23 protein-coding genes, 6 tRNA genes and 2 other RNA genes are annotated in these 25,769 nt (G+C 53.6%); 11 read left to right on the plus strand and 20 right to left on the minus strand.

The window, feature by feature from the left end; genetic code table 11:
* Nucleotides 1-27: 27 nt before the first annotated feature.
* The 3 genes from crr to ptsH form a co-directional block, all read right to left on the minus strand.
* The gene (gene crr, locus EE896_RS05440; protein ID WP_008926530.1) at nt 28-528 is read right to left on the minus strand and encodes a PTS glucose transporter subunit IIA; all 501 of its coding nucleotides are present in this window, start codon (nt 526-528) and stop codon (nt 28-30) included.
* Between the two features lie 42 nt (nt 529-570).
* Nucleotides 571-2,298, minus strand: coding sequence for a phosphoenolpyruvate-protein phosphotransferase PtsI (gene ptsI / locus EE896_RS05445; RefSeq protein ID WP_003848857.1), 1,728 nt, complete (start codon nt 2,296-2,298; stop codon nt 571-573).
* Between the two features lie 161 nt (nt 2,299-2,459).
* On the minus strand, nt 2,460-2,717 hold the full coding sequence (gene ptsH / locus EE896_RS05450; protein ID WP_003848868.1) for a phosphocarrier protein Hpr: 258 nt from the start codon (nt 2,715-2,717) through the stop codon (nt 2,460-2,462).
* 95 nt (nt 2,718-2,812) lie between these two features.
* On the opposite strand from ptsH, the gene EE896_RS05455 reads away from it, so the two are divergent.
* A complete protein-coding gene (locus EE896_RS05455) occupies nt 2,813-3,127 on the plus strand; it encodes a hypothetical protein (protein WP_153574537.1) in 315 nt (104 codons plus the stop codon).
* Here the strand turns inward: EE896_RS05455 and cysK are convergent.
* Both cysK and cysZ read right to left on the minus strand, forming a co-directional pair.
* Nucleotides 3,105-4,073, minus strand: a complete 969-nt coding sequence (gene cysK / locus EE896_RS05460) for a cysteine synthase A (RefSeq protein ID WP_003848872.1) — start codon at nt 4,071-4,073, stop codon at nt 3,105-3,107. The two genes, EE896_RS05455 and cysK, sit on opposite strands and share 23 nt — an antisense overlap.
* Nucleotides 4,074-4,214: 141 nt before the next feature.
* Entirely contained in the window at nt 4,215-4,982 is a 768-nt protein-coding gene (gene cysZ / locus EE896_RS05465; RefSeq protein ID WP_140915665.1) for a sulfate transporter CysZ, read from the minus strand.
* Nucleotides 4,983-5,200: 218 nt separating this feature from the next.
* Here cysZ and zipA point away from each other — a divergent pair, with 218 nt between their 5' ends.
* The 3 genes from zipA to EE896_RS05480 all read left to right on the plus strand — a co-directional run bounded on the left by zipA (nt 5,201) and on the right by EE896_RS05480 (nt 8,519).
* Nucleotides 5,201-6,205, plus strand: coding sequence for a cell division protein ZipA (gene zipA / locus EE896_RS05470; RefSeq protein WP_008926527.1), 1,005 nt, complete (start codon nt 5,201-5,203; stop codon nt 6,203-6,205).
* Between the two features lie 75 nt (nt 6,206-6,280).
* Nucleotides 6,281-8,299, plus strand: coding sequence for an NAD-dependent DNA ligase LigA (gene ligA, locus EE896_RS05475; RefSeq protein WP_003848876.1), 2,019 nt, complete (start codon nt 6,281-6,283; stop codon nt 8,297-8,299).
* Between the two features lies 1 nt (nt 8,300).
* A complete protein-coding gene (locus tag EE896_RS05480) occupies nt 8,301-8,519 on the plus strand; it encodes a DUF3820 family protein (RefSeq protein ID WP_003848878.1) in 219 nt (72 codons plus the stop codon).
* Nucleotides 8,520-8,546: 27 nt separating this feature from the next.
* Here EE896_RS05480 and EE896_RS05485 read toward each other — a convergent pair whose 3' ends face one another.
* Nucleotides 8,547-9,563: a bile acid:sodium symporter family protein gene (locus EE896_RS05485; RefSeq protein ID WP_003848880.1), complete on the minus strand. Its 1,017-nt coding sequence runs from the start codon at nt 9,561-9,563 to the stop codon at nt 8,547-8,549.
* 95 nt (nt 9,564-9,658) lie between these two features.
* Between EE896_RS05485 and EE896_RS05490 the strand changes: the two genes are divergently transcribed.
* Nucleotides 9,659-10,579 (plus strand): LysR family transcriptional regulator, encoded by a 921-nt coding sequence (locus tag EE896_RS05490; RefSeq protein ID WP_008926526.1) that lies wholly within the window; start codon nt 9,659-9,661, stop codon nt 10,577-10,579.
* On the opposite strand, the gene EE896_RS05495 is transcribed toward EE896_RS05490, so the two are convergent.
* From EE896_RS05495 to EE896_RS05525, 7 genes are all read right to left on the minus strand, one after another.
* A complete protein-coding gene (locus tag EE896_RS05495; RefSeq protein ID WP_008926525.1) occupies nt 10,576-10,914 on the minus strand; it encodes a FlxA-like family protein in 339 nt (112 codons plus the stop codon). The two genes, EE896_RS05490 and EE896_RS05495, sit on opposite strands and share 4 nt — an antisense overlap.
* Before the next feature lie 159 nt (nt 10,915-11,073).
* A non-coding RNA gene (locus EE896_RS05500) (RtT sRNA) lies at nt 11,074-11,206 on the minus strand.
* A 43-nt stretch (nt 11,207-11,249) separates the two neighbouring features.
* A non-coding RNA gene (locus EE896_RS05505) (RtT sRNA) lies at nt 11,250-11,382 on the minus strand.
* A gap of 43 nt (nt 11,383-11,425) precedes the next feature.
* A tRNA-Lys gene (locus EE896_RS05510) sits at nt 11,426-11,501 on the minus strand.
* Nucleotides 11,502-11,505: 4 nt separating this feature from the next.
* A tRNA-Val gene (locus EE896_RS05515) sits at nt 11,506-11,581 on the minus strand.
* Between the two features lie 36 nt (nt 11,582-11,617).
* Nucleotides 11,618-11,693 (minus strand) — tRNA-Val (locus EE896_RS05520).
* 41 nt (nt 11,694-11,734) lie between these two features.
* A tRNA-Val gene (locus EE896_RS05525) sits at nt 11,735-11,810 on the minus strand.
* A 271-nt stretch (nt 11,811-12,081) separates the two neighbouring features.
* On the opposite strand from EE896_RS05525, the gene gltX reads away from it, so the two are divergent.
* A complete protein-coding gene (gene gltX / locus EE896_RS05530) occupies nt 12,082-13,497 on the plus strand; it encodes a glutamate--tRNA ligase (RefSeq protein ID WP_039659597.1) in 1,416 nt (471 codons plus the stop codon).
* A 35-nt stretch (nt 13,498-13,532) separates the two neighbouring features.
* On the opposite strand, the gene EE896_RS05535 is transcribed toward gltX, so the two are convergent.
* Nucleotides 13,533-13,886 (minus strand): YfeC-like transcriptional regulator, encoded by a 354-nt coding sequence (locus EE896_RS05535; RefSeq protein WP_003848889.1) that lies wholly within the window; start codon nt 13,884-13,886, stop codon nt 13,533-13,535.
* A 111-nt stretch (nt 13,887-13,997) separates the two neighbouring features.
* Entirely contained in the window at nt 13,998-14,786 is a 789-nt protein-coding gene (locus EE896_RS05540; RefSeq protein WP_003848892.1) for a formate/nitrite transporter family protein, read from the minus strand.
* A 359-nt stretch (nt 14,787-15,145) separates the two neighbouring features.
* On the opposite strand from EE896_RS05540, the gene EE896_RS05545 reads away from it, so the two are divergent.
* Nucleotides 15,146-15,221, plus strand: a tRNA-Ala gene (locus EE896_RS05545).
* 44 nt (nt 15,222-15,265) lie between these two features.
* A tRNA-Ala gene (locus EE896_RS05550) sits at nt 15,266-15,341 on the plus strand.
* 314 nt (nt 15,342-15,655) lie between these two features.
* On the opposite strand, the gene EE896_RS05555 is transcribed toward EE896_RS05550, so the two are convergent.
* On the minus strand, nt 15,656-16,846 hold the full coding sequence (locus EE896_RS05555; RefSeq protein WP_140915720.1) for a NupC/NupG family nucleoside CNT transporter: 1,191 nt from the start codon (nt 16,844-16,846) through the stop codon (nt 15,656-15,658).
* Nucleotides 16,847-17,215: 369 nt separating this feature from the next.
* On the opposite strand from EE896_RS05555, the gene EE896_RS05560 reads away from it, so the two are divergent.
* Entirely contained in the window at nt 17,216-18,457 is a 1,242-nt protein-coding gene (locus EE896_RS05560) for an Nramp family divalent metal transporter (protein WP_039659600.1), read from the plus strand.
* Nucleotides 18,458-18,503: 46 nt separating this feature from the next.
* On the opposite strand, the gene EE896_RS05565 is transcribed toward EE896_RS05560, so the two are convergent.
* Both EE896_RS05565 and mgrA read right to left on the minus strand, forming a co-directional pair.
* On the minus strand, nt 18,504-18,923 hold the full coding sequence (locus EE896_RS05565; protein ID WP_105098932.1) for a DUF2502 domain-containing protein: 420 nt from the start codon (nt 18,921-18,923) through the stop codon (nt 18,504-18,506).
* A gap of 171 nt (nt 18,924-19,094) precedes the next feature.
* Entirely contained in the window at nt 19,095-20,084 is a 990-nt protein-coding gene (mgrA, locus tag EE896_RS05570; protein ID WP_140915721.1) for an L-glyceraldehyde 3-phosphate reductase, read from the minus strand.
* 219 nt (nt 20,085-20,303) lie between these two features.
* On the opposite strand from mgrA, the gene ipdC reads away from it, so the two are divergent.
* Together ipdC and glk are read left to right on the plus strand one after the other, a co-directional pair.
* Nucleotides 20,304-21,956: an indolepyruvate decarboxylase gene (ipdC, locus tag EE896_RS05575; protein ID WP_078804641.1), complete on the plus strand. Its 1,653-nt coding sequence runs from the start codon at nt 20,304-20,306 to the stop codon at nt 21,954-21,956.
* Between the two features lie 160 nt (nt 21,957-22,116).
* Nucleotides 22,117-23,082, plus strand: a complete 966-nt coding sequence (gene glk, locus EE896_RS05580) for a glucokinase (RefSeq protein ID WP_003848907.1) — start codon at nt 22,117-22,119, stop codon at nt 23,080-23,082.
* Between the two features lie 166 nt (nt 23,083-23,248).
* Here glk and EE896_RS05585 read toward each other — a convergent pair whose 3' ends face one another.
* Together EE896_RS05585 and EE896_RS05590 are read right to left on the minus strand one after the other, a co-directional pair.
* The gene (locus tag EE896_RS05585) at nt 23,249-23,977 is read right to left on the minus strand and encodes a LytR/AlgR family response regulator transcription factor (protein WP_003848909.1); all 729 of its coding nucleotides are present in this window, start codon (nt 23,975-23,977) and stop codon (nt 23,249-23,251) included.
* On the minus strand, nt 23,974-25,644 hold the full coding sequence (locus tag EE896_RS05590; protein WP_003848911.1) for a sensor histidine kinase: 1,671 nt from the start codon (nt 25,642-25,644) through the stop codon (nt 23,974-23,976). The genes EE896_RS05585 and EE896_RS05590 overlap by 4 nt, the downstream gene beginning before the upstream one ends.
* Between the last annotated feature and the right edge of the window lie 125 nt (nt 25,645-25,769).

Below are 25,769 nucleotides of genomic sequence, written 5' to 3' on the forward strand. Positions count from 1 at the left end.
AGGTGCCGTTATGATATCAACGCATGCTTACTTTCTGATGCGAATCACCGGCGTTTCGCCGACGGTGACCTGGCCAGACAGCTTAATCAATTCCTTGATTTCATCCATGTTGGAGATAACAACCGGTGTCAGGGTTGATTTCGCTTTCTCTTCCAGCAACGGCAGATCGAACTCGATAACCACATCGCCTTTTTTGACCTTCTGGCCTTCTTCAGCGATGCGTTTGAAGCCTTCACCTTTCAGTTCTACCGTATCGATACCGAAGTGGACAAACAGCTCAATGCCGTTGTCTGATTCGATCGAAAAAGCGTGATTGGTTTCAAAAATCTTACCGATAGTGCCATCAACAGGCGCAACCATTTTGTTGCCGCTGGGTTTGATAGCAATACCGTCGCCCACGATTTTCTCTGCAAACACCACATCTGGTACGTCTTCAATATTCACGATTTCGCCTGACAGAGGCGCTACGATGTCAATTGTCCCAGCGCTATCCGTTTTTTCGCCAAAAAGTTTAGAAAACAAACCCATGATCTTCTCCTAAGCAGTAATTTGGGGCCAGCATCATGCAGATTAGCAGAGCGTTTTTTCCTTAATAAACTTGTTTACCAGGTTCATCAGGTCTTCCGCTGTCGGTTGAGCCAGTGCCTGCTCTGCCAATGCCTTCGCATCTTCAAAATTAGTATTACGAATGATTTTCTTGATGCCAGGGATAGAAATGGCACTCATGCTGAACTCGTCCAGCCCCATTCCCAGTAAAAGTAGTGTAGCACGTTCATCACCTGCCAGCTCACCACACATGCCGGTCCATTTACCTTCAGCGTGAGATGCATCAATGACTTGCTTGATTAAGTTAAGCACAGACGGCGTCATTGGGTTGTACAGGTGCGAGATCAAATCATTACCACGATCGACCGCCAGAGTATACTGCGTCAGATCGTTTGTCCCAATACTGAAGAAGTCGACTTCTTTCGCCAGATGATGCGCAATCACGGCTGAAGCCGGGGTTTCCACCATGATGCCGACTTCGATGCTTTCATCAAAGGCTTTACCTTCTTCGCGCAACTGCGCTTTCAGCAGTTCCAGTTCCGCTTTCAGACTGCGAACTTCTTCAACCGAAATGATCATCGGGAACATGATGCGCAGTTTACCGAAGGAGGAGGCGCGCAGGATAGCACGCAGCTGCGCATGCAGAATCTCTTTGCGATCCATAGCGATGCGGATAGCACGCCAGCCGAGGAACGGGTTCTCCTCTTTCGGCAGGTTCATGTAAGGCAGATCTTTGTCACCGCCGATGTCCATGGTACGAACGATAACGGCCTGTGAACCCATCGCTTCAGCAACGGCTTTGTACGCCTGGAACTGCTCTTCTTCGCTTGGCAGAGAGTCACGGTCCATGAACAGGAATTCGGTACGATAAAGACCAACGCCTTCAGCGCCATTGCGCTCAGCACCGGCGATATCGCGCACGGTACCGATGTTGGCGCAGACTTCAACCTGGTGACCATCCAGCGTGACGGCTGGCAGATCTTTCAGCTTGGCTAATTCGTGTTTTTCCGACAGATACTGATTCTGTACGGCTTTCAGCTCTTCCTGAATCGCTTCAGAAGGATTGACGTGAATCGCATTGTTAACGCCATCCAGGATCAGGAAATCGCCGTTTTTAACCGTGACGGTCACATTGCCGGTGCCGACAATGGCTGGGATCTCCAGCGAGCGCGCCATGATTGAAGTGTGTGAGGTACGGCCACCCAGATCGGTGATAAAGCCCAGCACCTTTTTCAGGTTCAGCTGTGCGGTTTCTGATGGCGTTAAATCTTTTGCCACCAGAATGGATTCGTCCGGAATAGCGCTCAGGTCAACAATGTGCAGACCGAGGATGTTTTGCAGCAGACGTTTACCGATGTCACGTACGTCAGCCGCACGCTCTTTCAGGTATTCGTCATCTAACTCTTCCAGAGCTTTCGCCTGGCCATCAATAACAGAGTAGGCAGCAGCATCGGCAGAAGCGTGATCTTTTTTAATCAGATCGATGATTTCCTGCTCCAGCTCTTCATCTTCCAGCAACATGATGTGGCCTTCGAAGATGGCTGCTTTCTCTTCACCGAGGGTTTCACCCGCTTTGACGCGAATCGCTTCCAGTTGTAATGCCGCTTTGCTACGGCCATCAAGGAAGCGTTGTACTTCCTGCTCAACCTGATCATCAGAAATTTTCTTGCGGTTGATGACGATCTCGTCTTCTTTCAGCAGCAGTGCTTTGCCGAAAGCGATACCTGGTGATGCTAAAATGCCTGAAATCATAACGCTACCTTTTAATCACGATGGCTGATGGGACTCTATGCGGTGCCATTGTCGCGGGACACGTACTCTACGAAAGCAATAACGCGGACAGGTTGTCCGCGATCAAGATGTTTGCACTCAATGGCGCAGAGGAGTCGATTGGCTGGAGAGCTGAGCGGAGATTACTCCAGTTCAGCCATCAGTTTGACCAGATGCTCAACTGCTTTCTGCTCATCTTCGCCTTCTGCAGAAAGCGTCACAACCGTTCCCTGGGTTAAACCCAATGTCTGCAGCTTGAACAGGCTTTTCGCGCTTGCTGATTTACCGTTAGAGGTCACGGTAATTTCTGACTGGAAAGCTTTGGCTTCTTTTACGAATTGCGCAGCTGGGCGAGTATGCAGACCGTTTGGTGCAGTAATGGTAACTTCTTGCTGGAACATTCTATTTCCCCAACGTTATCAGGATGAGTGTTATGGATCTAAAGTCTAGCCTGGAGCCTTCACTTTAGCCTGTGTAGGTGCGCGGGTATAGCATCATGCTGACCAAAGACGCGCAGGCGTCAAATCTACATTCCGTTGCTTCTCAAAACCGATTCTACACGTCACCGGTTAATTATGCCGTGATTCGCCGTTTCACTGAATCCGTAAATCGATTCAGCTTGATCCACTTCAAAGGCGGATTAATTTCAGGCATCGAAATAATTGGCAGTCTGAATACCAGATCGGCGTCACTGAAATCAATCTGCCGGGTTATGAAAGTGAGATCTGCACCACAAAAAAGCACCCAGGCGGGTGCTTTTTTCTCCATTTTCAGACTATCTGCCGCTGCTACTGCAGCTCTTTTTCTGTGAAGAGATCGGCAAACAAAGCCGTACTCAGATAGCGTTCGCCGGAGGAGGGGAGAATGACCACAATATTTTTATTCGCGAAGGTTTCGTCTTCCTGCAGCTTCAGCGCGGCGGCGACGGCAGCACCGGATGAGATACCGGCCAGAATACCTTCCTCTTCCATAAGCTTACGCGCTGTGCTGATCGCTTCATCATTGGTGATCGCCACTACGCGGTCCACCAGATTCAGCTCAAGGTTGCCCGGAATAAAGCCTGCGCCGATACCCTGAATTTTGTGTGGACCAGGCTTGATCTCTTCACCCGCCAGCGCCTGAGCAATTACCGGTGAATCCGTTGGCTCAACGGCGACGGTTATCAGGTCTTTCTTGCCTTTGGTGTTTTTGATATAGCGGCTCACCCCGGTCAGCGTACCGCCGGTGCCGACACCTGCGATAAAGACATCCACTTCGCCATCCGTGTCTTCCCAGATTTCCGGGCCGGTGGTCTTCTCATGGATTTCCGGGTTAGCCGGATTGCTGAACTGCTGCAGCAGGACATATCGGTCCGGATCGCTGGCGACAATCTCTTCCGCTTTGCTGATGGCGCCTTTCATGCCTTTAGCACCTTCGGTCAGCACCAGCTTAGCCCCCAGCGCTTTCAGCAATTTACGACGTTCCACTGACATGGTTTCTGGCATCGTCAGGGTTAATTTGTAGCCGCGCGCTGCGGCAACATAGGCCAGCGCAATACCGGTGTTACCGCTGGTCGGTTCAACCAGTTCAACACCGGGCTTCAGAATACCGCGTTTTTCTGCGTCCCAAATCATATTGGCACCGATACGGCATTTTACGCTGAAGCTCGGGTTACGGGATTCAACTTTCGCAAGGATGCGGCCGTTACCGATGCGGTTCAGTCGAACCAATGGCGTATGACCAATTGTCAAAGAGTTGTCTTCATAGATCTTACTCATAGCCTGTCCTTAACTGTATGAATTATTGGGAACGCTATGAGCATACCTGTTCTGCCTGGGGGCGGAAGGAAAGAAATCGTATATCTATATTTCGCCCGGCAATAAGCCCTGCTAAAAAGAGCATAAGGCGTGCGGGTGTGACTAGCGCACCTCACTGCGGGCCAGTTGCGGCCGGTAACGGTCAACCCACATGGCGGTGGCACCACAAACGGCAACCGGCATAATCACCAGATTAAGAATCGGAATCATGGTGAACAGGCTGGTTAGCGCGCCAAACTGCATGTTGGCCGTTTTGTGCCGGCGCAGGGCGTTTCGCATTTGCTGAAAAGGCACTTTGTGGTTGTCGAACGGGTAATCGCAATACTGAATGGATAACATCCAGGCACTGAACAGGAACCACAGCACGGGTGCCACCGTCTGACCAAATCCCGGAATAAAGTAGAGCAGCAACAGTCCCAGCGCGCGGGGCAGGTAATAGCCCAGTTTTTGCATCTCGCGCTTCATAAGGCGCGGCACATCTTTAATCATTCCCGCCCAGCCGCTGTCGGGCAGGGGCTTACCGGTCAGGCGGCCTTCGAGCTGTTCGGCCAGCAGGCCGCAGAATGGAGCAGCAATCAGGTTTGCCAGCGTTGAGAAGAAATAGCTGAACACCAGTACAATCGCAATCACCGACAATGGCCACAACAGATAACTCAGCCACTGCAGCCAGTCGGGAATATGGGCCATCAGGCGTGGAATCCAGTCGCCGAGGCGATAGATCAGCCAGACGAATGCGCCGCCCAGCATAATGATGTTGATCAGCAGTGGCATCACCACAAAGCGGCGAATGCCAGGCAGACGGACCAGTTTCCAGCCCTGGCTAAAGTAGTGCATGCCGTTAAAATTTGAGACGGAATTCTCAAGGGCCATAAAGCCAATTCTCCTGAAGGTGTTAAGGCGCGCTCACTATAACCTGGCTTTTTCTCCAGGCCAGGTGCCGTTTGGGTAAAAAAACAGCGAAAAAGCGTGGGTTGCCTATCTTATTTGTCAGAAAATACTGCACAGACTTGCACTTGTGTAGCAGGGCAAATACAGTTAGAGGATAAAGTTTGCCGCGGTGGCAAGGTATTGGAACAACAGAGAATACAATGATGCAGGATTTGCGTCTGATATTAATCGTTGTTGGCGCGATCGCCATTATAGCGCTCCTTCTTCACGGGCTGTGGACCAGCCGTAAAGAGCGTTCGTCAGTGTTCCGTGATCGCCCGCACAAACGTCTAAAACAACGTGATGACCATGATGAGCAGGACCTGATTGACGACGAAGATGACGGCGTCGGCGAGGTTCGTGTTCGTTCTGAGCGCAACGTCCATCAGGAACCGCGTTTCGATGAGATCCGCGAACCACAGCCAGAAGCGCCGCGTAAGCAAGCGCCCGCTGAGCCTGTGCGTCAGCCTGCGCCACGACCCGCACCGCAACCCGAACCTGACAGCGATCCGCTGTTCACTACGGCACCGAAGCCTGCTCCACAGCCGCGCCCTGAACCGGTGCGTCAGCAGCCAGCGCAGACTTTCGTCGCGCCGCCTGTTCAGGCCGACCCGTTGCTGGATCTGGATCCGCTGGAGTCTGTGCAGCCTGCGCCGCAGTACCAGGCTGAACCTGAGCCACAACCGCAGCCTGAGGTGTCAGCGCCTCCTGCGCCTGAACAACCCGCGGCTAAAGCGCCAGCAGAAAAACCGAAAGAAGCCGTACTGGTGCTGCATGTTGCTGCCCATTCGGGCGGCGAACTGAACGGTGAAGCGTTGCTGCAGGGTATTCTGCAGGCGGGCTTCCAGTTTGGTGAAATGAATATTTTCCATCGTCATCTTAGTCCGGCAGGCAGTGGTCCGGTGCTGTTCAGTCTGGCTAACATGGTTAAGCCAGGTTCGTTCAATCCTGACATGATGACGGATTTCAGCACGCCTGGTATCTCCATCTTTATGATGGTGCCCTCTTATGGCGATGCGAATCAGAACTTCAAGCTGATGCTGCAGTCTGCACAGCGCATCGCTGATGATGTTGGCGGCGTGGTGCTGGACGATGAGCGTCGCATGATGACGCCACAGAAGCTGGAAACTTACAAAGCGCGTATCCGCGATGTGGTTGGCGTCTGACACCTGCGCTAAACGCTATCTGAATTGTTAAAACAAACCCCCGCCTGTCGGGGGTTTTTTATCTGATGGGGCTTTATGAAATCCGTCCAGGATCACATCACCGAACTGCGCACCACGCTGCGCCATCACGAATATCTCTACCACGTCATGGATGCGCCGGAAGTGCCGGATGCTGAATACGATCGCCTGATGCGTGAACTGCGTCAGCTGGAAGAGGAACATCCCGATCTCATTACACCGGATTCGCCAACCCAGCGTGTGGGTGCTGCGCCGCTGACGGTATTTGAGCAGGTTCGCCATGAAGTGCCGATGCTGTCGCTGGACAACGCGTTTGATGAAGCCACATTTATGGCTTTCAACAAGCGGGTACAGGATCGGCTGAAAAACAGTGAGGACATTACTTACTGCTGTGAACTCAAGCTCGATGGCGCTGCGGTCAGCCTGATGTATGAAAATGGCCTGCTGGTTCAGGCCGCGACGCGCGGTGACGGCACGACCGGTGAGAACATTACCGCCAACGTCCGGACCATTCGCGCTATCCCGCTGCGGCTGAAGGGCGACAACATCCCGGCCCGGCTGGAAGTGCGCGGCGAGGTGTTTATGACGCAGCGCGGCTTCGAGAAGCTTAATGAAGAAGCGCGTCGGACAGACGGCAAAGTTTTTGCTAACCCGCGTAATGCAGCAGCAGGTTCCCTGCGTCAGCTTGATCCACGCATTACCGCCAAACGTCCGCTGACGTTTTTCTGCTACGGTTTTGGCCTGCTGGAAGGCGGTGAGATGCCACACAGCCACATGGCGCGCCTGCAACAGTTTAAAGCCTGGGGCCTGCCGGTCAGCGACCGCATTAAGCGGGTGCATAATGCGGAGGAAGCCCTGGCGTTCTATCGGGAAATTGAGCAACAACGTCCGAACCTGGGTTTTGATATCGATGGTGTCGTAATAAAAGTCGATTCACAGGCGCTGCAGGAGCAGCTGGGCTTTGTGGCGCGAGCGCCGCGCTGGGCGATTGCTTTTAAGTTCCCGGCACAGGAACAGCTAACCTGGGTGCGCGACGTCGAATTTCAGGTTGGCCGCACAGGCGCTATCACGCCAGTAGCTCGCCTGGAGCCGGTGCAGGTCGCAGGCGTTATCGTCAGCAATGCCACACTGCATAATGCAGACGAAATCGAACGGCTGGGTTTACGCATCGGTGATCGAGTTGTGATTCGCCGCGCCGGCGATGTGATTCCGCAGGTCGTCAACGTGGTTATCGCGGAGCGACCTGAAGAGACGCGTGAGGTGGTATTTCCTGCCCATTGTCCGGTCTGCGGTTCTGAGGTTGAACGGGTTGAAGGCGAATCAGTCACGCGCTGCACCGGCGGCTTGATCTGCGGCGCACAGCGCAAAGAGGCACTGAAGCATTTTGTCTCACGTCGGGCGCTGGATGTGGATGGCATGGGCGATAAGATTATCGACCAGCTGGTGGAGAAAGAGTACGTCAGTACGCCAGCCGATCTGTTCCGTCTCACGGCGGGCAAGCTGACCGGACTGGATCGCATGGGGCCGAAATCAGCGCAAAACGTTGTAGATGCGCTGGAGAAAGCGAAGTCGACCACGCTGGCACGCTTCCTCTATGCGCTGGGCATTCGTGAAGTGGGTGAAGCTACCGCCGCTAATCTGGCTAACCATTTTGGTGAGCTGCAGAAGGTGATGGATGCCGATCTTGAGGCGCTCATTGCGGTACCGGATGTGGGCAAAGTTGTTGCCACACACGTTCGCAACTTCATGGAAGAGGAGAGCAACCGTGAAGTTATCCGTCAGCTGACCGAAGAGATCGGCATTCACTGGCCGCAGGTGGTGGTAGTGAAAGCCGAAGAGATCGACAGTCCGTTCGCGGGTAAAACGGTGGTGCTGACCGGCTCGCTGTCGCAGATGAACCGTGATGATGCCAAAGCGCAGCTCGTCGCGCTCGGCGCAAAAGTCAGCGGCAGCGTATCGAAGAAAACCGATCTGCTGATTGCCGGAGAAGCTGCCGGTTCCAAACTGGCGAAAGCACAGGAACTGGGCATAGAGGTGATTGATGAAGCGGAAATGATTCGCCTGCTGGGGGCCTGAGATGGATGAACACCAGCTGGTGGCGATAGCCAATACGCCGATGCCGTTTGGGAAATATAAAGGGCGGATGCTGATCGATCTGCCTGAGCCTTATCTGCTGTGGTTTGCCCGCAGTGGCGACTTCCCGTCGGGGCTGTTGGGGGATTTGATGCAGTTGACTCTGACAATAAAAATTGAAGGTCTGGAGGGATTAGTTAAACCGCTCCAGACCCGCAAGTAACTGTGCCCGCGCAGGCGGGCACCTGTTCTACTTCTGTGACTCCATCACCGAATCTTTAACCTTCAGCGTCTGCTGTTGCTGTTTCTCATTGGTCTTCTTGTAACGGCCGGCAATAAACGAGCAGACCATCAGCTGAACCTGATGGAAAATCATCAGCGGCAGCACGATAATCCCCACGGTGCTGGCCGGGAACAGAATATTCGCCATGGGCACCCCGTTCGCCAGACTCTTCTTCGAGCCACAAAACAGCACCACAATCTCGTCGGCACGTTTAAAGCGGAACAGGCGCGAGGCCAGCAGGTTGATAATCAGCACGGCGGTCAGCAGGATGATTGAACCTGCCACAATCCACAGCAGCGTAGTCAAGCCAACGCGATGCCAGATGCCATTCACCACGGCTTCACTGAAGGCGGAATAAACGACCAGCAAAATCGAGGTCTGGTCAGTTTTGCCAATCAGGCTGCGATGTTTCTCAACCCAGCCACCGATCCAGCGACGAGAGAGGTGGCCCAGAATGAATGGCACCATGAGTTGCAGCATAATTTTACCGATCTGCTCCAGACCATCGCTGGGCGCGCTGCTGTGAATATCCATCACCAGGTTCACCAGCAACGGCGAAATAAATACACCCAGCAGGCTTGATGCCGAGGCGCTGCACACCGCTGCTGCAACGTTACCGCCTGCCATAGAGGTAAACGCGATAGCGGACTGAACGGTGGCTGGCAGGATACAGAGGTAGATAAAGCCGGTATAAATTTCCGGACCGACATCAACCGGATGCCACCAGACCAGCAGCAGACCCAGCGCGGGAAACAACACAAAGGTGCTGAACATAATCCACAGATGCAGCTGCCAGTGGCTGCTGCCTGCGATGATTTTTTCACGCGAAAGTTTGGCACCGTGCATAAAGAATAACAGTGCTATCGCTGCCGTCGCGAGGTAGCTGAAGACATCGACGTAGATCCCTTTCGCTGGCAGGAACGACGCCAGCAGCACGGTGATGATGAGTTTGACCATCATCGGATCGAGTTTTAAAAAGCCCATTGTTAAAATCCGGTAAATTTTTCAATAGCGCGATTGTGCGTGAATTGGTTTTAGAAATAAAATTGATTTATTGAATTAATCTATGAGCATAATCGATGAATTATACCCTGCGTCAGCTTCGGACTTTTATTGCAGTGGCACACTACGGTGGTTTCAGTCAGGCGGGGCAGGCGATAGGTCTGAGTCAGTCGGCAGTCAGCCACAGTATTAAAGAGCTGGAAGCGGAAACCGGCGTCCGGCTGCTGGATCGCACCACGCGTGAGGTGATGCTGACCGAGGCAGGCAAGCAGCTGGCGTCACGGATGGAGCGCCTGCTGGAGGAGATTCATACGACGCTGCTGGATATCCGCAGTTTTGGTGAGCAGCGCAGCGGCACCGTCAGAGTGGCAGCCAGCCAGACTATTTCTGCGCATCTGATGCCGCAATGTCTGGCTGCAAGTCAGCAGCACTTTCCCGATATCAAAGTGATACTGCACGATCGCGCCCAGCAGTGGGTGCTGCAAAGTGTGCGTAACGCCGAGGTCGACTTCGGGATTGTGATTGGGCCGCTCAGCGACAGTGATTTTGATAGCATCGCGATTCTGGATGAGCCTTTCCTGCTGTTGTGCCGCGATGATGATCCGCTGGCGCAGGTGGAAAGGGCTGAATGGTCGATGCTGGATGGTCGCACCATGGTGCTGCAGGATTACGCGTCCGGCAGTCGGGTACTGATTGATGCGGCGATGCAGCAGCAGAACATCAGGGCGCAAGTGGTGCAGGAAATTGGCCATCCCGCTACGCTGTTTCCGATGGTAGAAGTGGGGATCGGCATCAGTATTCTGCCCGCGCTGGCCTTACCGTTACCGGCCGATCGTGACCTTAGTGTGCGTCGTCTTTATCCGGAAATTAATCGCAGCCTGACGCTGATCAAACGTAAAAACCGCTCGCTGACGCCTGCTGCCGAAGCGATCTGGCAGGAGGTGCGCCAGCAGGCAGCGCTGCTGGCGCAACAACGCGAAGCCAGCCCCGCGTTTTAGATATAGACGTCCACTTTATTGGTGTCGGTAGGGCGGTTAATGCCGTCTGCTTTGTTCGCACTGACAGGCGTGCTGTCACTTTTTGGCTGATCCTGCTCCGCCTGCTTCTGCTCCAGCTGCGCAATCTGTGCCTGCAGCATGGTGAGCTGTGACTGATACATCTGCTGCATTTCAGCTTTCTGTTCGTCAGTCAGCTCTTTGTTGTCGGCCAGCTCTTTGACCTGGGTTAAGACATTCTGAATCTGTTTATTCAGGGCTGCGACCTGAGAAGCAACACTGCCGCCGCTGTCACCGCTACTGACCGCACTGCTTAAAATTCCGGAAATTGAAGACATCATTTTCTCCCTGTAAGTCGTCACATACGTTATCGGCACGCAGTGAAACGACTTTAGCGCGGAGATTGTTAAGGTTTGGAAAAGAAGGGAGCTTATCTACAAGCCAATGTCTAAACAGCAGAAACGAAAAAAGCGCCCAAAAGGCGCTTTATTCTGAATTGGTGGGTCGTGCAGGATAGCCTCGGCCCATCGTGGGCCTCGCCCTCCGGGTGATGCTGACGCATCAGCCTGAATCGCCAGCGATTCAGTCGAACCTGCAGCAGGCTCTCATCCCGCACGGTCACGTCCGTGCCCCGGAAACGAAAAAAGCGCCCAAAAGGCGCTTTATTCTGAATTGGTGGGTCGTGCAGGATAGCCTCGGCCCATCGTGGGCCTCGCCCTCCGGGTGATGCTGACGCATCAGCCTGAATCGCCAGCGATTCAGTCGAACCTGCAGCAGGTTCTCATCCCGCACGGTCACGTCCGTGCCCCGGAAACGAAAAAAGCGCCCAAAAGGCGCTTTATTCTGAATTGGTGGGTCGTGCAGGATTCGAACCTGCGACCAATTGATTAAAAGTCAACTGCTCTACCAACTGAGCTAACGACCCGAAGTGGTGGGTGATGACGGGTTCGAACCGCCGACCCCCTCCTTGTAAGGGAGATGCTCTACCAACTGAGCTAATCACCCACTTCGTACTTCAGTGCTGCTTTAACAGGTCAGATATGGTGGGTGATGACGGGTTCGAACCGCCGACCCCCTCCTTGTAAGGGAGATGCTCTACCAACTGAGCTAATCACCCATATCTTCATACCTGTTCACTGCGGGCCACGCTGTTAAGAGTGGTGGGTGATGACGGGTTCGAACCGCCGACCCCCTCCTTGTAAGGGAGATGCTCTACCAACTGAGCTAATCACCCCCGCTGTGTGGAGTCGCATTATAGGGATAGTTGATTTTGAGTCAACGCTTTTTAAAACATAAATGTGCGTTCGGTTTATTTTTAAACATCCTGTTGCGCTTTTAGCCAATGTGCTGGTTTTACTGGCAGAAAAGTCCCTTTTCCCGGGACGCAACCGGCGGGCATGCATTGAGGATTCACCGTCAGATGCTAGAATATGCCCACTGTTTTTCGCGTCTAACCTGTTTTTTGTCATCCAGACAAAGAACCCGCGCATCTAAGGCAATACTCAATGAAAATCAAAACACGCTTCGCGCCAAGCCCAACCGGCTATCTGCATGTCGGTGGCGCACGTACCGCACTTTACTCCTGGCTCTTTGCCCGTCACAACCAGGGCGAGTTCGTGCTGCGCATTGAAGATACCGATCTGGAGCGATCCACGCCGGAAGCTATCGAAGCCATCATGGATGGTATGAACTGGCTGAGCCTCGACTGGAATGAAGGCCCTTACTACCAGACTAAACGTTTTGATCGCTATAACGCGGTCATTGATGACATGCTGGAAGCCGGAACCGCTTATAAATGCTACTGCTCTAAAGAACGCCTGGAAGCGCTGCGCGAAGAACAGATGGCGAACAACGAAAAGCCGCGTTATGACGGCCGCTGCCGTGACAGCCATGAACATCATGCTGATGATGAGCCATGCGTGGTGCGTTTCCGCAATCCACAGGAAGGTTCGGTCATCTTTGACGATCAGATTCGTGGACCGATCGAGTTCAGTAACCAGGAACTGGATGATCTGATCATCCGCCGCACCGATGGTTCGCCAACCTATAACTTCTGCGTTGTTGTTGATGACTGGGATATGGGTATCACCCATGTTATTCGTGGTGAAGACCACATCAACAACACACCACGTCAGATCAACATCCTCAAAGCGATTGGCGCGCAGGTTCCGGTCTACGCTCACGTCTCCATGATTCTGGGCGATGATGGCAAAAAACTCTCCAAGCGTCATGGCGCAGTAGGGGTGATGCAGTATCGTGATGACGGCTACCTGCCGGAAGCGCTGCTCAACTACCTGGTTCGTCTGGGCTGGTCACATGGCGATCAGGAAATTTTCAGCGTGGCTGAAATGGCTGAGCTGTTTACGCTGGATGCCGTCAGTAAGTCTGCCAGTGCGTTCAACACTGAGAAACTGCAGTGGCTGAACCACCACTATATCAATACGCTGCCGCCAGAATATGTGGCGACACATCTTCAGTGGCATATTGAAGAGCAGAAAATTGATACCCGCACCGGACCGGAACTGGCGAAGCTGGTGGGTCTGCTGGGCGAGCGTTGCAAAACGCTGAAGGAAATGGCTGCATCCTGCCGCTACTTCTACGAAGACTTTGCAGAGTTCGATGCCGATGCGGCGAAGAAACATCTTCGTCCGGTCGCGCGTCAGCCGCTGGAAGTGGTGCGTGACAAGCTGGCCGCCATCACTGAATGGACTGCTGAAAACGTGCATCAGGCGATTCAGAGCACCGCAGATGAGCTGGAAGTGGGTATGGGTAAAGTCGGCATGCCGCTGCGTGTGGCCGTGACCGGTGCCGGTCAGTCACCGGGTCTGGATGTCACCGTGGAGGCGATTGGCCGCAGCCGCAGCGTGGCCCGTATTGAGCAGGCCCTGGCCTTTATCAGTGAGCGCGAAGCGCAGGCGTAATGAACACAGCCGGAGGCGCTACGCTTCCGGTTTTCTTACTCTTCACCAATTCCCAGTCGCTCCAGCACGCCTTTAATCCCTTCACGTAAGATTAATGCAGTGAGTTGATCCTGTTCATCCTGGCTCATTTGCTGGATGGAACTTAACAATAACGCAGGTAATGAATTCGTTACTGCGCCATAGGTGGCTGTGGGTTCATTAAGGTTGCGGGTGGATTGAATAAAACTTTTTACGCGTTCATCAATATGAATAAGACGTGCCTTGCCGCCCTGAACTCCGGGCTTTGGCGTGGTGGTCCAGTTCTCCCGCTTGATCCACTTATTCACCGTTTGCCGACTGTAACCCGTTTCTGCAGCCAGCTCTTCGGGGGTAAGCCATTCCTTTTTCACGACACTGTCCCTGTTAAATACATTAGCGGTACATATTACAGCAAAAAGTAACGGTGAAAAGTAACGTAGGCTGAAATTGCCTTTTGTCTGATGACAAAAGGCAAAACAGAATTACTGAGGATTACTGGCAGGTTCGGCAGCAGGACGGAATGCCAGGAAATAGGCCAGACCAACGAAGACGGCTCCTCCTACGGCATTGCCCAGGAAGACGGCGACAAAGTTAGGGAAGTACTCTGCCCAGCTCATCTGACCGGCAAAAATAGCGGCCGGAATAATAAACATGTTAGCGACAACGTGCTGGAAGCCAATGGCAACAAACGCCATCACCGGGAACCACATGCCGAAGATTTTGCCAACCATATCTTTACTCGCAAATGCCAGCCACACCGCCAGACACACCAGCCAGTTACAGCCAATGCCTGAAATAAAGGAATGCAGGAAATCGGCATGAACTTTGGCAGAGGCGATAGCCACGGTCTTTTTCAGGTAGTCACCTTCGGTCATGCCCAGCATATGCCCAAAGAACCATGCAACAGCCACGCTGCCGATAAAGTTCGCCAGGGTCACCCAGAACCAGTTACGCGCTACGCTCATAAAGCTGATGCGGCGGGCGAACCAGGCCACGGGTAACGTCATCATATTGCCAGTCAGCAGCTCGCCACCTGCCAGCACAGTCATAATGATACCCACAGGGAAGACCGCGGCACCTAACAGGCCACCGAAAGAGCCCCATTCAGCGGGCAGGGAGTTAATGACGTGAAGATCTAACAGGAAGCCGGTCGCAATAAATGCACCCGCCATAAAGCCAAGAATCAGAAGGATGCTGACAGGCGCACGACTTTTAGCCACGCCAGACTGGATCGCCAGTTGTGCGATTTCTTTAGGTGTATGCAGCGACATAGTATCTCAATAGTTTTTTTATGATTAATGGGACGATAACGCCTGGTGGACGCGTGGCGCGCGGGAGAGGGTCCCGGTGGCCACTAAATTAGCGGGCTAAGTTTTGCATGCGAAAAAGACGAAGACAAGAAAATTCCTATAACATATTTAACCGTGAATTAACCTGATGGCAGCGGGTATAACAGTTAAAAAACGGTACTGCATGACCAGACATGATTTTTATCTGTAGCATGCTGCTGAAACTTCGCAGGTTGCCGCCTTTTTCAGCGATCAAACAGAGAATGTCATTTTGCCGTTGACACCCTGGAGGCGGTTTCATATTATGCCGTCCGTCGCTTAACGCGACAGTTTTTCGGTTCGGGGCTATAGCTCAGCTGGGAGAGCGCCTGCATGGCATGCAGGAGGTCAGCGGTTCGATCCCGCTTAGCTCCACCAAACTTTTTCCCAAAAGTTTGGCACTGAAAAACGATTCCAGATGTGGGGGTATAGCTCAGCTGGGAGAGCGCTTGCATGGCATGCAAGAGGTCAGCGGTTCGATCCCGCTTATCTCCACCATTTTCTGACAACGTCGATGTCATTGTTGTCAAAATCCTTTCTGATTTATCTTTCATTCGCCTTTCTGCGAATCTAACGCTATTGCTTTGCAAATCAGCTGCTGCGCACGCTTAACGCGTACATACCCGGCAAGCGCCGCCGCGTTCTGCCCGGATAACGCTGTGCTGCGCCTCGTGCGCGCTTTACATGCAGAATCTGAGTGTATTGTATAAGGGCGGACGTCGCCTGAAGAGGTATTCAGCGGGAAGAAAAGCAGGGATGGCGAAAAACGAAAAGGGCGAGACAGGCTCGCCCTCAAATGTTCAGCACTGCACTCAGAACGCCAGAACCAGACCGGCGATAGCGGCGGAGAGCACGCTGACCAGCGTAGAGCCGTACAGCAGCTTCAGGCCAAAGCGGGAAACCACGTTGCCCTGTTCTTCATTAAGACCTTTAATTGCACCGGCCACGATGCCGATGGAAGAGAAGTTGGCGAACGACACCAGGAACACGGAAAGAATACCTTCTGAAGTGGGTGACAACTGACCTGCAATTTTCTGCAGATCCATCATGGCGACAAATTCATTCGATACCAGCTTGGTCGCCATAATACTGCCGACCTGCAACGCCTCACCCGACGGCACACCCATCACCCAGGCAAACGGATAGAAGACATAGCCAAGCACGCCCTGGAAACTGATGCCGAAGATCAGATCAAACAGGGCGTTCAGACCTGAAATCAGCGCGATAAAACCAATCAGCATCGCGGCAACGATAATCGCGACCTTAAAACCGGCCAGGATATATTCGCCCAGCATCTCGAAGAAGCTCTGACCTTTATGCAGATCCTGCAACTGCAGATCGTCTTCGTTCTCAACGCGGTAAGGGTTGATCAATGACAGCACGATAAAGGTGCTGAACATGTTGAGCACGAGTGCGGCGACCACATACTTTGGCTGCAGCATGGTCATGTAGGCACCGACAATAGACATCGAAACGGTCGACATCGCCGTCGCGGCCATGGTGTACATGCGGCGCTGTGACATCTTGCCCAGGATATCTTTATAGGCAATGAAGTTTTCTGACTGTCCCAGTATCAGAGAACTCACGGCGTTGAAAGATTCCAGTTTTCCCATGCCATTGACTTTCGACAGCACAGTACCGATACCGCGAATAACCCACGGCAGGATACGGAAATGCTGCAGAATACCGATCAACGCAGAGATAAAGACGATTGGACACAATACGTTGAGGAAGAAGAACGCCAGGCCTTTGTCATTCATGCTACCGAAGACAAAGTTTGTGCCCTGGGCCGCATACTTCAGCAGATGATCAAAGAAGCCGGCGAAGCCTTTGACGAAACCCAGTCCCGCTTCTGAGTTCAGGAAGAACCAGGCGAGCACAATTTCAATCACCAGTAGCTGTATAATGTAGCGAATGCGAATGCTTTTACGATCGTGACTCACCAGCAAGGAGAGTATCCCGACCACCACCAGTGCTAAAAGAAATTGCAAAATATGGGACATAGTTGCTCCAAATTTGAGGAGGGTTGTATTTTGTTGCGTATTCTATGTAACGCGTTACTTAAAAACGAGATCTGAACCACATTATAAGTATTCGCTATCGCTATATTTTCCAGAAAAGTTCCAGAGATCACGCCCTGTTTAAAAATTGTTCAACCCAGATAACCACATAATTATTGTCTGAATTTTACACAGAGCGTAAAGTGACACCGTTGCTCACATTTTTAGCACTCTCTTCCTTTACTGTAATGTATAGCAATGGCTATACTTTATAGCAGCATCTATTACACCGATAACAATAAACGAATTTCACTTGCACATGCTAACCCCTAAGCTGCCGGGGCAGGCAAATGTTCAGACAGGGTACCGGATATGCTTGAGAGTCGTACCGCCGAGCGCGCTGCTCGCGGAGTCAGAAAAGTCAAACTCGCACTGCTGGGGCCCGCCTTTATTGCCGCTATTGGCTATATCGATCCGGGCAACTTTGCGACCAACATTCAGGCAGGCGCTGCTTACGGCTACAAATTGCTGTGGGTGGTGGTGTGGGCCAATATCATGGCCATGCTGATTCAGCTCATGTCTGCCAAGCTGGGTATCGCCACCGGCAAAAATCTTGCCGAACACATCCGCGATCGCTTTCCCCGGCCTGCCGTCTGGTTTTACTGGGTGCAGGCGGAAATTATCGCGATGGCCACCGATCTGGCGGAGTTTATCGGTGCCGCACTGGGGTTCAAACTGCTGCTCGGCATTTCATTGATGCAGGGCGCGGTGCTGACGGGCATCGCCACCTTCCTGATACTGATGTTACAGAGTCGCGGGCAGAAACCGCTGGAGCTGGTGATTGGTGGACTGCTGTTGTTTGTGGCGGCGGCCTATATTGTCGAACTTTTCTTCTCCCAGCCCAATATTAAAGAGCTGGTGGTCGGCATGGCGCTGCCCGCGTTACCGACGTCGGATGCCGTGTTCCTGGCCGCCGGCGTGCTTGGGGCGACCATCATGCCGCACGTAATTTATCTGCACTCTGCGCTGACGCAGGGCAAAAGTGAGGACAGCAAAAGTCAGCGTTACTCCTCAACTAAACTGGATGTGGCGATTGCCATGACCATTGCCGGATTTGTAAACCTGGCGATGATGGCAACTGCGGCAGCGGCGTTTCATTTTAGTGGTCACAGCAAAATTGCAGAGCTCGATCAGGCCTATCTGACGCTGCAACCGCTGTTAGGTCAGGCTGCCGCAACCGTATTTGGTCTGAGCCTGGTGGCCGCGGGACTCTCCTCAACAGTGGTCGGTACGCTGGCGGGGCAGGTGGTAATGCAGGGCTTCATCCGTTTCCACATTCCACTTTGGGTGCGTCGAACTGTCACCATGCTGCCCTCGTTTATTGTCATCTGGGCAGGCTGGGACCCAACAAAGGTGCTGGTGATGAGTCAGGTGCTGTTGAGCTTTGGTATCGCGCTGGCGCTGATTCCGCTGCTCTCCTTTACCGGCAACCGCGAGCTGATGGGCGATGATATGGTGAACTCGCGTCTGATGCAGAACACCGGGCGACTGATCGTGCTGCTGGTGATTGCGCTGAATCTTTACCTGCTGGTAGGTGAAGCGCTGGGACTGTAAGGATTTCTGGAAACAAAAAACGCCCTGCTATGCCGGGCGTTTTTTGTTAGTGACGATCGTGGCCATGCGGACCGGGTCCACCGGGTCCGTGGGGCCCAAAACCACGCGGGCCAGGACCTGGACCACGACGGTCATGATGATCCCAGTCGCGATCGCGGCGATACTGATGATCCCAGCGGCGCTCGCGGTCGCGCTCCTGCCAGCGGCGTTCACGCTCCCACTGCTGCTGACGACGCCACTCTTCGTGTCGCCACCAGCGGCGTTCGTTGTAGGTATAGCGGTCATTCCACCAGCGGGGTTCACGCCAGCGACCGCCATCCCAGTAATTACCACGATTATCGCGATCGCCCAGATTCAGGGTGACGCCAGGGGCCAGAGAAATAGAGGCACTGGACGCCTCGGCTGTGTGATAGGCCAGCGGCGAAAACAGCGCCAGCAGTGCAGCAAAAATTAGAGCTCTTTTCATTATATTCTCCTCATCAACAGGCTTATGCTGTTGCGGCGCAGTGATTATGCCTGCGTATTACTGTTGTTACCGCATCATTGTGTCGGAAAATTGTGAGGAAATTGGGGAGAGAAGGGGGATTGAGACTATTATGGTGAAAAAAACGCCCGACCTGCGCCGGGCGGTGAATGCTTACATCAGAGCCGCGTCAATGGCCGCTAATTCGGTTTCGCTGAACTGACGACGGGCGAGCATGGCCACCGCGTCATCAATCTGCGCCGTTTTACTGGCCCCAATCAGCACTGACGTGACACGATCATCGCGCAACACCCACGCCAGCGCCATCTGCGCCAGTTTCTGCTCACGTTGCTGTGCGATGACATTCAGTCTGCGGACTTTTTCCATCTTCTCTTCGGTCAGCTGGCTTTCGCTCAGGAATTTGCTGCCGCTGGCCGCACGCGAATCTTCCGGAATGCCCTGCAGATAGCGATCGGTGAGCACACCGCCTGCCAGGGGAGAGAAAGCGATACAGCCAACGCCCGCATCGCCCAGCGTCTGAATCAATCCCTGCTCAGGGGTACGTTCAAACATCGAATAACGCGGCTGGTGAATCAGGCAGGGAGTGCCGAGATCGCGCAGGATAGCAATCGCCTGGGCAGCCCGTTCAGCCGGATAGTTAGAAAGAGCTACGTAAAGCGCTTTGCCCTGGCGCACCACATGATCGAGCGCGCGCATCGTCTCTTCCAGCGGGGTTTCCGGATCGGGACGGTGGTGATAGAAAATATCAACATATTCCAGCCCCATGCGTTTAAGGCTTTGATCCAGACTGGCAATCAGATATTTACGCGACCCCCAGTCTCCATAAGGCCCCTGCCACATGGTATAGCCCGCTTTGGTGGAGATTATCAGCTCATCACGATGGGCACGAAAATCTTCCCGCAGAATACGACCAAAATTCTCTTCCGCCGAGCCCGGAGGCGGGCCGTAGTTATTCGCTAAGTCGAAGTGGGTGATGCCGAGGTCAAATGCATGACGTAGCAACTCACGGCTGTTATCGACCCGCGTGCTGTCACCAAAGTTGTGCCAAAGTCCCAGCGAAACTGCAGGCAGTCTGATGCCGCTGCGGCCGCTGCGGCGATATTCCATCTGTTGATAGCGATCGGGATGGGGGAAAGAGGACATTTAGCGCTCCTGAGCAAAAACGGGAATATGTGCCAAAAGTCTATCAGTGTATACGGTTACACTTAGTGACAGCGCGCAGCAGTTCGCGATTTTACAGAATATTCCGCCAGCGTAACGTCGTCTTGCCAGGCATTGCGGCTGGTTAAAATAGCTACTCTCCTCGCTAATTTTATCCTCTGTCAGATACTTAACCCGACTCTTCCCTGAAAGGAACGCGCAATGTCCACATTCACTGTCGGAGATTACCTGCTGACCCGTCTGCAGGAGATTGGTATCAAGCATCTGTTTGGTGTGCCGGGCGACTACAACCTGCAATTCCTGGACCGCGTTATCGCCCATCCTGAAATCAGCTGGGTGGGCTGCGCTAATGAACTCAACGCAGCCTATGCGGCGGACGGTTATGCGCGCTGCAACGGCGCGGGGGCACTGTTAACGACGTTTGGTGTTGGCGAGCTCAGCGCGATTAATGGCACTGCGGGCAGTTATGCTGAGTATCTGCCGGTGATTCATATTGTGGGTGCGCCAGCCACGCAGGCGCAGTTGCAGGGTGACTGCGTGCATCACTCGCTGGGCGATGGTGATTTCCAGCATTTTATTCGCATGGCTGCCGAGGTCAGTGTGGCAACCGCACTGCTGACTGCCGACAATGCCACGGCTGAGATTGATCGGGTGATTATCAGTGCGCTGCAGGCCCGTCGTCCCGGCTATCTGTCGCTGGCAGTGGACGTGGCAGCCATGGCTGTACAGCCACCTGCACAGCCGCTGAACACCCATCAGCCCGCATCGGCTGACGCGCGTCGCGCTTTCAGGGCCGCGGCAGAACGTTTACTGGCACCGGCACAGCGTGTTTCACTGCTGGCAGATTTTCTGGCGCTGCGCTGGCAGCAGCAATCTGCGCTGGCCGCGCTGCGCGAACAGAGCGCGATTCCCTGCGCCAGTCTGCTGATGGGCAAAGGCGTACTGGATGAGCAGCAGCCAGGTTATGTCGGTACCTATGCCGGCGCGGCCAGTGCAGGGCAGGTGTGTGAACAGATTGAACAGGTGGATGCAGCAATTTGCGTCGGTGTCCGTTTTACCGACACCATTACGGCAGGTTTTACACAGCAGTTTGCCACCGAGCGACTGATCGATCTGCAGCCCTTCAGTGCCAGCGTGGGTAATGAACGTTTTGCGCCGTTGTCGATGGCGGATGCACTCAGTGAACTGCAACCGCTGTTTGAACGTTATGGTCAGCAGTGGCAGCCTGCCGCTGCAATCCCCGCCGCGCAGCCAGCAGAACCCACGGCGGTGATCAGTCAGCACGCCTTCTGGCAGGCCATGCAGGGATTTCTGCAACCCGGCGACCTGATTCTGGCCGAGCAGGGGACGGCGGCCTTTGGTACCGCCGCATTGCGACTGCCCTCGCGGGCACAGCTGGTGGTTCAGCCATTATGGGGATCAATCGGCTATACTCTTCCGGCAGCGTTTGGCGCGCAGACCGCTAACCCTGATCGACGGGTTATCCTGATCATCGGAGACGGTTCGGCGCAACTGACCATTCAGGAACTGAGTTCAATGTTGCGCGATGGGCAGCGACTGATAATCTTTTTGCTGAATAATGACGGCTATACCGTCGAACGGGCGATTCATGGCGCAACACAACGTTACAATGATATCGCCCCGTGGAACTGGACGGCTCTGCCACACGCCCTTAGCCTTCAGGGCCAGGCGCAGAGCTGGCGCATCAGTGAAACCGTGCAGTTAGACGAGGTGATGACGCGACTGGCCGCGCCTCAATGGCTGTCGCTGGTTGAGGTGGTGATGCAGAAAGAAGATTTGCCGCCACTGCTAAGAAAAGTCACTGCCTGCCTGAATCAACGCAACGGCGGCTAAGATTCAGATAGTTGCCGCTGTGCAGGCTGGACTAACGCGGTTAGGCTGTAGCACAACTGAGTAAGACGCTCACCAATCGCACCGGTGAGCGTTGTTGTTTTATGGGCAGAATTTTATAGTGTCCTCCAACTCTTAAGACCCCAAGCGGAGCAACAGAAGAATGACAACCTATGCCTTGGTCGGCGATGTCGGCGGTACTAACGCGCGCCTCGCCCTGTGTGAGGTGGAAAGCGGCAGCATCACCCAGGCCAAAACATTCTCAACATCAGAATACGACAGCCTCGAAGCCGTCATCCGCCACTATCTTGATGAACAACAGCAGGACGTTAAAGATGGCTGTATTGCTATCGCCTGCCCGATTACCGATGACTGGGTTGAAATGACCAACCATGACTGGGCGTTTTCTACGCGCAAGCTCAAAGAGAACATCGGTTTTGAACACCTGGAAATCATTAACGATTTTACTGCGGTATCCATGGCTATTCCGATGCTGACCGCCGAAAACGTAATTCAGTTTGGCGGCTCAGAGCCGGTCAAAGATAAACCTATCGCCATTTATGGTGCCGGTACCGGCTTAGGCGTCAGCCATCTGGTGCATGTGGACAAGCGCTGGGTGAGCCTGCCAGGTGAGGGTGGTCATGTCGATTTTGCGGCCAACAGCGAAGAAGAAGATCAGATCCTGGAAGTGCTGCGTGAAGAACTGGGCCATGTCTCAGCTGAACGTGTGTTGTCGGGTGCCGGTCTGGTTAATCTCTACCGTGCCATTGTGAAAGTTGACAACCGCGTGCCGGAAAATCTGAAGCCGAAAGATGTCAGTGAACGTGCGCTGGATGACAGCTGTACCGACTGCCGTCGCGCGCTCTCCATGTTCTGCGTCATTATGGGCCGTTTTGGCGGCAATCTGGCGCTGAACCTGGGCACTTTTGGTGGCGTCTACATTGCGGGAGGCATTGTGCCTCGCTTCCTGGAATTCTTTAAGGCGTCCGGTTTCCGTGCGGCTTTTGAAGATAAAGGACGCTTCCGCGACTATGTTGCCAGCATCCCGGTTTACATGATTACGCACGATCAGCCTGGCCTGCTGGGTGCGGGCGCGCATCTGCGTCAGACACTGGGCCGCGAAATCTGATTCTGCTTTACTCCGCGCGCACAGCCTTTGTGCGCGCGATCGCTTTCCCGATCTGGAGGCTTCAGCCGTTCAGGCCCGGGAAATCACCGCCTGGCTTCTCCTGCCTTTTCCTGCTGTTGTCCTGAAAGCCACTTCCCTGCCTGAATCGTTCCCTCACTCTCCTGCATTACAGACGCATCAGCTGTCTGAACTGCTTAACCTTACTGCGGCTGACCGGCACCTGAAATTCCAGATCGCGCAGCTTAAGCAGATAGGTGTTGTTAAACCACGGCTCGATTTCGCGGATCTTGCTCAGGCTGACGCAGTAAGAGCGGTGACAGCGGAAGAACTGCTGCTCTGGCAGGCGTGAACAGAACTCGGTGATATTCATCGACATGACGTAGGACTCGCGCCGGGTATAGACAAACGTCAGCTTTTCATGCGCCTCAACGTAGTAAATGTCATTCACGTCAGTGACGATAATGCGTTCATCTTTAATCAGGTTGACGGTCTGCGGCGCAGGTGTGGCACTAAGATGACTCACAGCCTGCTGCGCCTGTGCGGTGGCTTCCAGCTTGTTCAGCATGGTGACAATCCGCGACTCCTGATAGGGCTTGAGAATGTAGTCAAATGCCTCAAGCTCGAATGCTTCTACCGCATGCTCTTTCCACGCGGTAATAAAGACGATCAGCGGCTTGTGGGCAAACTGATGGATATTCTGTGCCAGCAACATGCCATCCAGCGAGGGGATATTAATGTCGAGGAAAATCACATCGACCCGATGCTGTTGCAGATACTTCAGTACATCAAGACCATCATCAAAACAGGCTTCAATTTCGATTTTGCTGTGATGCTGAATCATCCAGCTCAGCTCCTGTTGGGCCAGAAATTCATCCTCCACAATAATGGCTTTCATAACAGATTCTCCGCCAGGCGCTGGCCATTTTTACTCAGCGTAAAAGCGATCTCGGTGCCCGGTTGATGCCGCACGATGTTCAGTCCCTGACCTGACAGGAGTTTGACGCGATGGTGCACATTGAGCAGACCGATTTTATTGCCGGGCATCTCGTTGCGTGCCACCCGTTCCACGACTTCGTCACTGATGCCCTGACCGGTATCCCGCACGGAGATCCGCACCCGATCGCCCAGATCCCGGACGCTCAGCGTGACCACGCCTTTGCCTTTACAGGGCTGAATACCATGCACAATGGCGTTTTCTACCAGTGGCTGAATCAGCAGACTTGGCAGCAGAAAATGCAGATCTTCATCGACGTCATAAATCATCGTCAGTTTATCGCCGAATCGCGCCTGCTCAATGGCGATATAATCTTTCACCTGCCACAGCTCTTTACGGATGTCGATCAGCTCATCATCGTTCAGTTCCAGGTTGTAGCGCAGATAGCGTGAAAGGTTAATGACCAGCTGGCGGGCAGTATCGGGATTGAGCCGGATAGAAGAGGAAATAGCATTCAGCGCATTGAACAGGAAATGGGGATTTATTTTACTTTGCAGCGCGCGCAGTTCCGCTTTATTGGCCATCTCACGCAGCTGCTCGGCGCGCGACACTTCAAGCTGGGTTGAGATAATTTGTGACAGGCCAATCGCCATTTCCTTCAGCGAGCCGGTAATACGGTGTGCGCGGCGATAATAGATTTTCAGCGTGCCGGTGACTTTGCCTTTTTCCCACAGCGGGATGACGATCATCGAATGTATATCTTTAGTACGGTGCGCTTCATCATTGTTCTTAATAATAATTTTACCGCTGTTGATCGCCTGCGCCGTCGTCGGGCTGATGCCATCATCACCATGTTTATAATTATGTTCGCCATAGCCGACGTAGGCCAGAATCTGCTTTTTATCCGTCATCGCCACCGCATCGGCTTTGATCTCTCTTCGGATAATGTCACAGATATTGCGCAGCGAGTCGCTGTTCACCTGACGAAATAGCGGCAACGTTTTGTTGGCGATCTCCAGTGCCAGCTTGGCCTGGCGGGCAGCAATAGCCTCTTTCTCTCCCTCAACACTTTGCACCAGCAACACAATGATGCCGATGCTGGACGCGCCGAGGATCATCGGCAGGGCAATCTCCGACACAATCGCCAGCCCGAGTGAGGCAGGGCGCGCCCACAGGACGATCAGCAACATCGTCAGGGCTTCACACAGCATGCCGCCGACGATACCGGCGCGCCAGCGATGCTCTTTCAGTACCCGACGATTAATCCCGCCCGCGACGACACCGGCAATGATGCTGGTAATCAGGCAGGGCACGGAAGTGACGCCATGAATATCGATCAGAAAACGGTGAAGACCCGCAATCACACCGGTGGCGATGCCAACCCAGGGACCAAACAGAATCCCCCCCGCCATCACGGCAATGACCCGCACATTCAGCAGCGAACCGTCGACATTGACGCCCGACCAGGTACTGAACAGCGCAAACAGGGAAAAGATGGCAGTGACCGCCACTTTTTCCGCGCGGGTGTGCTCATCTTTTTGCAGCAGCTGACGAAAAGGCCGGGTGCGCGTCAGGAAGAACAGGCAGATCAACATCAGGGCGGCGCGGTCAAAAACTGCCAGTAACATCGTGAAGTGGGAGGACACAGGCGACTCGTGAGCGATGGAAAGTGCCTCTATGATAAAAAATGTGATCGCGAACCGCTAGCACCCCGATCAATCCCGCCACAAGTTAATGTTTCAGATCAATTTTT

This window comes from Pantoea eucalypti (genome assembly GCF_009646115.1).
In the GTDB taxonomy this organism is placed as follows: domain Bacteria; phylum Pseudomonadota; class Gammaproteobacteria; order Enterobacterales; family Enterobacteriaceae; genus Pantoea; species Pantoea eucalypti.

What these genes read in the sequence shown, in the direction of transcription:
- crr (WP_008926530.1), bottom strand. Translation starts at nt 528, where the DNA reads ATGGGTTTGTTTTCTAAACTTTTTGGCGAAAAAACGGATAGCGCTGGG.
- ptsI (WP_003848857.1), bottom strand. Translation starts at nt 2,298, where the DNA reads ATGATTTCAGGCATTTTAGCATCACCAGGTATCGCTTTCGGCAAAGCA.
- ptsH (WP_003848868.1), bottom strand. Translation starts at nt 2,717, where the DNA reads ATGTTCCAGCAAGAAGTTACCATTACTGCACCAAACGGTCTGCATACT.
- EE896_RS05455 (WP_153574537.1), top strand. Translation starts at nt 2,813, where the DNA reads ATGCTGACCAAAGACGCGCAGGCGTCAAATCTACATTCCGTTGCTTCT.
- cysK (WP_003848872.1), bottom strand. Translation starts at nt 4,073, where the DNA reads ATGAGTAAGATCTATGAAGACAACTCTTTGACAATTGGTCATACGCCA.
- cysZ (WP_140915665.1), bottom strand. Translation starts at nt 4,982, where the DNA reads ATGGCCCTTGAGAATTCCGTCTCAAATTTTAACGGCATGCACTACTTT.
- zipA (WP_008926527.1), top strand. Translation starts at nt 5,201, where the DNA reads ATGATGCAGGATTTGCGTCTGATATTAATCGTTGTTGGCGCGATCGCC.
- ligA (WP_003848876.1), top strand. Translation starts at nt 6,281, where the DNA reads ATGAAATCCGTCCAGGATCACATCACCGAACTGCGCACCACGCTGCGC.
- EE896_RS05480 (WP_003848878.1), top strand. Translation starts at nt 8,301, where the DNA reads ATGGATGAACACCAGCTGGTGGCGATAGCCAATACGCCGATGCCGTTT.
- EE896_RS05485 (WP_003848880.1), bottom strand. Translation starts at nt 9,563, where the DNA reads ATGGGCTTTTTAAAACTCGATCCGATGATGGTCAAACTCATCATCACC.
- EE896_RS05490 (WP_008926526.1), top strand. Translation starts at nt 9,659, where the DNA reads ATGAATTATACCCTGCGTCAGCTTCGGACTTTTATTGCAGTGGCACAC.
- EE896_RS05495 (WP_008926525.1), bottom strand. Translation starts at nt 10,914, where the DNA reads ATGTCTTCAATTTCCGGAATTTTAAGCAGTGCGGTCAGTAGCGGTGAC.
- gltX (WP_039659597.1), top strand. Translation starts at nt 12,082, where the DNA reads ATGAAAATCAAAACACGCTTCGCGCCAAGCCCAACCGGCTATCTGCAT.
- EE896_RS05540 (WP_003848892.1), bottom strand. Translation starts at nt 14,786, where the DNA reads ATGTCGCTGCATACACCTAAAGAAATCGCACAACTGGCGATCCAGTCT.
- EE896_RS05555 (WP_140915720.1), bottom strand. Translation starts at nt 16,846, where the DNA reads ATGTCCCATATTTTGCAATTTCTTTTAGCACTGGTGGTGGTCGGGATA.
- EE896_RS05560 (WP_039659600.1), top strand. Translation starts at nt 17,216, where the DNA reads ATGCTTGAGAGTCGTACCGCCGAGCGCGCTGCTCGCGGAGTCAGAAAA.
- EE896_RS05565 (WP_105098932.1), bottom strand. Translation starts at nt 18,923, where the DNA reads ATGAAAAGAGCTCTAATTTTTGCTGCACTGCTGGCGCTGTTTTCGCCG.
- mgrA (WP_140915721.1), bottom strand. Translation starts at nt 20,084, where the DNA reads ATGTCCTCTTTCCCCCATCCCGATCGCTATCAACAGATGGAATATCGC.
- ipdC (WP_078804641.1), top strand. Translation starts at nt 20,304, where the DNA reads ATGTCCACATTCACTGTCGGAGATTACCTGCTGACCCGTCTGCAGGAG.
- glk (WP_003848907.1), top strand. Translation starts at nt 22,117, where the DNA reads ATGACAACCTATGCCTTGGTCGGCGATGTCGGCGGTACTAACGCGCGC.
- EE896_RS05585 (WP_003848909.1), bottom strand. Translation starts at nt 23,977, where the DNA reads ATGAAAGCCATTATTGTGGAGGATGAATTTCTGGCCCAACAGGAGCTG.
- EE896_RS05590 (WP_003848911.1), bottom strand. Translation starts at nt 25,644, where the DNA reads ATGTTACTGGCAGTTTTTGACCGCGCCGCCCTGATGTTGATCTGCCTG.